Origin of the sequence: Bacillus cereus group sp. BfR-BA-01331 (genome assembly GCF_022663915.1) — a bacterium.
Classification (GTDB): domain Bacteria; phylum Bacillota; class Bacilli; order Bacillales; family Bacillaceae_G; genus Bacillus_A; species Bacillus_A mycoides.
Genome location: NZ_JAKUGJ010000072.1, coordinates 1 through 4,736, shown reverse-complemented (window position 1 = coordinate 4,736; position 4,736 = coordinate 1). Strand labels below are relative to the sequence as shown.

Here is a 4,736-nt window from a genome sequence, read left to right as displayed (position 1 = left end):
GACGGTTGTAGTTCTCATGTTTTAATTCACGCATCATTTTAATTTGCGAATCCATAATCCGAAGACTTTGTACCTTGTCCGTTTTTTGCGCTTGTTGTAACGCAATCGTAAAGGTATTTACTTCTGGACTATTTAGAGCTGCTGCGAAGTTCCTAAACGGTTGATCCGAGCCCGCATACATTTCTAATTCTGCTGTAAGAGTCGATACATACGGACTAAGATGTCTCCCTGCATATATCTGTGCCTTTTTTACTGCTTCTAATGTTGTATGTGTCTTTAACAACTGCAGCAACGGAATTAAATACTCCGGTAATTCAAACTTCCTTGCTTCTATCGCCTGCTTCATTTTTCTCTTTAATAAGTAGTCTGGATAAAAGTAAAGGAATGGCGAAATTAAAACACCTACTTTAAATAAGTAGTAATCATGAAATACACTACAAATTAGGAAAACAGAGGTGAAAATGATGGGATACGCAACCTTCATTTTTAAATATTCTTCTGGGTTTGTATCCAAACCAGCTTCTTCTAGTTTTTTCTGAATCTGCTCTTTCTTTTCTTCTGTCAAATACTTATGTGATAACGATTGGAAAGGAGCAAGCATCATTTGATTCAAATTCTTCTTTTCAATCCGCTTTGCATTTTCTACATAATGGGTAAGTACACTCCCACTGTCTTTTTTGCTTTGTAGAAAGGTGGAGAATACCCAGTACATGACAACAAATATGACTAAACCTAAAAACGCGTCCATCTTATTCCCCCCTTTCTGTCGGGTTATAATTTGCAATCTTTTCTACACGGGTTGCTAGGAAAAATACAATAAACATATTTACCGCTAATGCAATTTTCCCCATCATAGAACCTGCTAAAAATCCATACGCCTCTTTTGACATCACCATAATGACAATCGGCATGGCGATAACTATTAAGCAGTTCTGTACAAAAGCACGTTGTGCTTGTGACAAACTAGAACGTAATCTTGCCAGGTATAGCTTTTGTTTTTCGAAATCTTCTGCAATATCTAGTAAGACTTGCACTGAATTCGCTCCACCTTCTCGGCTACATACTTCCAACATTTCGTGGAAGAAAACCAATTCTCTAAAGTTAAAGGTTTCATTAAACCCTCTAAATGCACGGTGCATCGTTGTTCCACCTTCTAATAAAAGAGAAACTTTTTCTATTTCTTCTTGAATACTTTCATGCATCATCGGTTTCACCTGAAGTAACACACGTTTTGCGTTATTACTAATTTGAAGTGCATTTGCTACAGCTTTCATATAGATAGATAGACGGTCTATGACAACCAAGTAGTAACGTTTTTTTCTTCGATAGAGAAGAAATCTTGGCACTAAAAACCCACATAAAGCGGAAATCAGTGTAAAAGGATCTCTCCCAAAGGAAAAATAGAATACTGCTGCAATACTCATGCCTGAAAGTGTCGTATATACCCAGTACATACTTTTCGTCAGTTTCCACTCGTACTTTTGGGCTTCCTGGATAACGGATTGCGGAAGATACATCCTTATTCCTTTGATATTCCGTAATTCTAAGCGTCTTTCTTCTTTCTCATTTTCTTGTACAAATTGAGAAAGGGCAGAACCCTTAGATTTTGTAAAAAGTAAAACTAACAATAGTACACTCATGAATATGAGGAATATACATCCATAAGCTAACAAACTATGCATACTGCACCTCCTGTTGTGTAAGGAATGGTGCATAAAGAGCTGGATTTACAGTAGAAGAACGGAACTTCCTTTCCATATCAGCCGACATTGTCGCTGTAGCGATATGATCTCCATGAACCTTTCCTACTCTCTCATTCATTTCATCATGTTCCTCATATGTCGGGATAAACTCAGAAAGCTGATTGAACTGTATATCATCTCGATAATCCAATAGTTCAATCATCTCTGTAATATAACGATTCCCATCATCTTTCTTCTCTAAAAAGACAATCACATCAAATGTCTGCGAAATTAATTCATATAAATACTGGGCGTCAATATTTGCACCACTTTGCAGACACATGAGCATTAAACGTCTAACTGCTTCTTTTGCACTTCTTGCATGGACAGAAGTAAAACCAGGGTGTCCTGTTTGGAAGAAGTTCAGCATTTTTAATGCTTCTTTCCCCCTTGATTCCCCTACTATTAATCGCTTTGGTCCTTGTCGTAACGCATTTGTTAGCAATCTATCAAAGTCAATTGCATTCTCTTCTACTTCCGATGCCCTACACTGCATCGGAACAAAATGATGTTCTGGAAAAATACGATGCAAATATAATTCAGGGTTATCTTCTACTACGAGAGTACGTTCTTTCTTCTTCCCTTTCGGAATATGAGAAGCAAGATATTTCATAAACTCTGACTTCCCTGTACCTGTTGCTCCCGCCACTAAAATATTCATTTTGGCTTTCACGGCTGCGGCCAAAAAGTCCAACATCTCTCTCGATGCTTGATTTGTAGATAACATCCGCTCTTCAGAAGCTCGAAGGTGATCCGCATTCTTACGAATCGTTATCGTTGTTCCTAGTCCCCCAAGTTCATCTAACGCAATATTGATACGTATATACGGAAATACACAATCTACATATGGCTTTGCTGTATTTAATGATTCTGACGTACTGTTTACCATCTTGTAGGCTAAAACTTTGACTTCTTCTTCTGTTTCAAATCGGTAAGGAAATGTACATTCTCCCTCCCCAATTTTTTCGTAAATAATCTCTTTTGTGCCATTTATATAAATATCGGTTACGTCCTTATCCTCTTTCAAAGACTCTATAATCCCGAATCCCACAATATCATCACATACCATGTTTAATAACTGATCCGAAGGAACATCTGCGATAACAACTTGATTACTTAACAAAAAGTTTTTAATGATCGTTTCTACAGCAGCTCTCTTCTCCTTATTCATAAAGGACTCACTTAAAATATCACGATGTTCTTTTACTAAAAACGCACGAATTTCATCCGTTATATCTTTAATTTGTTGAGCTGTAGTCGTCCCTAATTTTCGAGCCGATTTGGAACGAATCATATAACCAAAATGGTATAAATCTACTCGATTTCGTTTTAAGGCGACTTGTTTTGCCTGTAAATAGCCCCACATACTACTAACCTCCCCTTTTAATTTCGAAAACCAAAGATACCCTTTTTCATAGAGGATGTATGCTGGGATACAATATCAAGACCAGCTGCTTCCATAATGTGATGGACCTTTGTATTAATTTGTGGGGAACCAATCTGCATTCCCCATTCGTAACTTGTACGATCTCTGTCATATGGAATGGTCACCGCAATTTTTTGAGAAGAAAGCTTTTCAATATCTTCTACATAATTCTCATCTCCCATGTTCAAAACATGAATCATACGAGGTAATGTCAGCTTCGCTTCTTCTATCAACTGCAATTCTTGCTTAATTGCTAAAGCACCACGAGGGTTACTATTTAGCACATGAACCACAATATCTGATTGATATAAGATTGGATAACTCAGTACCTCTGATAATTCAGTTGGTACTGATAGAATGATGTAATCGTATTCTGTGGCTACAAGCGATTCTATAAATGTTGTTACAAATAATTCTTTGTTTTGAATCTCAGGGAAGTGAGCCATGTTATATCCTGATGGAAATACCAGAAAATCCATCTTATCGTGCAATTTTTGTATCAACCTTGGATTCAATTTTTTCTCTAGTAAATCTTGTTTTGTGCAAATATACTGCAAGAGATTGTACTCATTTTCTTTTCTCACAAGCTCTAACATATTTTTGCTGTCATGGGTAAGACCTGTTCCAACTGCAAAGCTTGGTCTTACTTGGTCTGCTTCTACATAAAGCACCTTCTTCCCTAAATGAGCTAACTCATTTGCCATTGCAATACTTAACGTGCTTTTTCCTACGTTTTCGTTTGTCGCATAAAAAGCAACTATTCTTACTTGCCGCTCCATCTTAATACCCCCTTTCTTATTTGGATTCGTTCAGATACTGTGCCACATATTCTTTTACATTTTTAGAAATTGGATTGGTTGAATGTTTCTCTACATAGTCTAAAATGTTCTTCTGATCAGATATTTGTGAGAATCCTTCAGCTGGTTCTAACCCTTTTCCTGTTTGTTCCACTTTTTGTCCGACTGCAACGGGAATCACATCTCCAAGCGTTTTTGCACGATTTAAGTATTGGAGTTGTTCTGATGAAACAGCCAATGTATATAAACGAGTTACCTTCGGTTTTTGTTTCCCCTCTTGTTCCTCTTTTGATTCTTTCTTTTCTAACACGAATGCATCTTCTGTATTACTATCTTTTGCAGCCGTAACACGTACACGCTGGAAAAGACCACCGAATACAACCTTCTCATTGTCTCCTTCTTTCACGACTTGTTTAAAATACAAGTCCACGTATGTGTTAGGAATAATACTATTCCCTGAACTTGTTTCAAGATCGACGAGTAACGGGAAAGCAACTTCTCCATCTTTCAGATTTAAAATTGCAGAGTCTGGTAACTCTTCTTTCTTTACTACTTTATTTTTGAAGAGATAGCCATTTTCTGTGATAGGTTGCCCATCATTTGTCCATTTTCCTACGACCTCTTTCTTACTCACGCGTAATACATTGGGTGGAATGGAATCACCAGGTAATGTGCGTTCCACTAGCATATCCTCTTTAATCTCTGTATGAGCGGGTATATCCTTTGCGGCTACGACAATCTTTGTTGGTTTTACTGCATTCTCCACTGCAA

At 37.3% G+C, this 4,736-nt stretch carries 5 protein-coding genes; all 5 read right to left on the bottom strand.

Annotation, left to right across the window (positions count from 1 at the left end; genetic code table 11):
• Window positions 1-748 (bottom strand): hypothetical protein (locus tag MR155_RS32505; RefSeq protein ID WP_242312050.1); only part of this gene is annotated, 748 nt, incomplete at its 3' end.
• 1 nt (window position 749) lies between these two features.
• Window positions 750-1,682, bottom strand: coding sequence for a type II secretion system F family protein (locus tag MR155_RS32500; RefSeq protein ID WP_242312049.1), 933 nt, complete (start codon window positions 1,680-1,682; stop codon window positions 750-752).
• On the bottom strand, window positions 1,675-3,108 hold the full coding sequence (locus MR155_RS32495) for a TadA family conjugal transfer-associated ATPase (RefSeq protein ID WP_242312048.1): 1,434 nt from the start codon (window positions 3,106-3,108) through the stop codon (window positions 1,675-1,677). The genes MR155_RS32500 and MR155_RS32495 overlap by 8 nt, the downstream gene beginning before the upstream one ends.
• A 17-nt stretch (window positions 3,109-3,125) precedes the next feature.
• A complete protein-coding gene (locus tag MR155_RS32490) occupies window positions 3,126-3,947 on the bottom strand; it encodes an AAA family ATPase (protein WP_242312047.1) in 822 nt (273 codons plus the stop codon).
• Window positions 3,948-3,963: 16 nt separating this feature from the next.
• The coding region (gene cpaB / locus MR155_RS32485) for a Flp pilus assembly protein CpaB (RefSeq protein WP_242312046.1) at window positions 3,964-4,736 on the bottom strand (773 nt) is incomplete at its 5' end.

What these genes read in the sequence shown, in the direction of transcription:
- MR155_RS32500 (WP_242312049.1), bottom strand. Translation starts at nt 1,682, where the DNA reads ATGCATAGTTTGTTAGCTTATGGATGTATATTCCTCATATTCATGAGT.
- MR155_RS32495 (WP_242312048.1), bottom strand. Translation starts at nt 3,108, where the DNA reads ATGTGGGGCTATTTACAGGCAAAACAAGTCGCCTTAAAACGAAATCGA.
- MR155_RS32490 (WP_242312047.1), bottom strand. Translation starts at nt 3,947, where the DNA reads ATGGAGCGGCAAGTAAGAATAGTTGCTTTTTATGCGACAAACGAAAAC.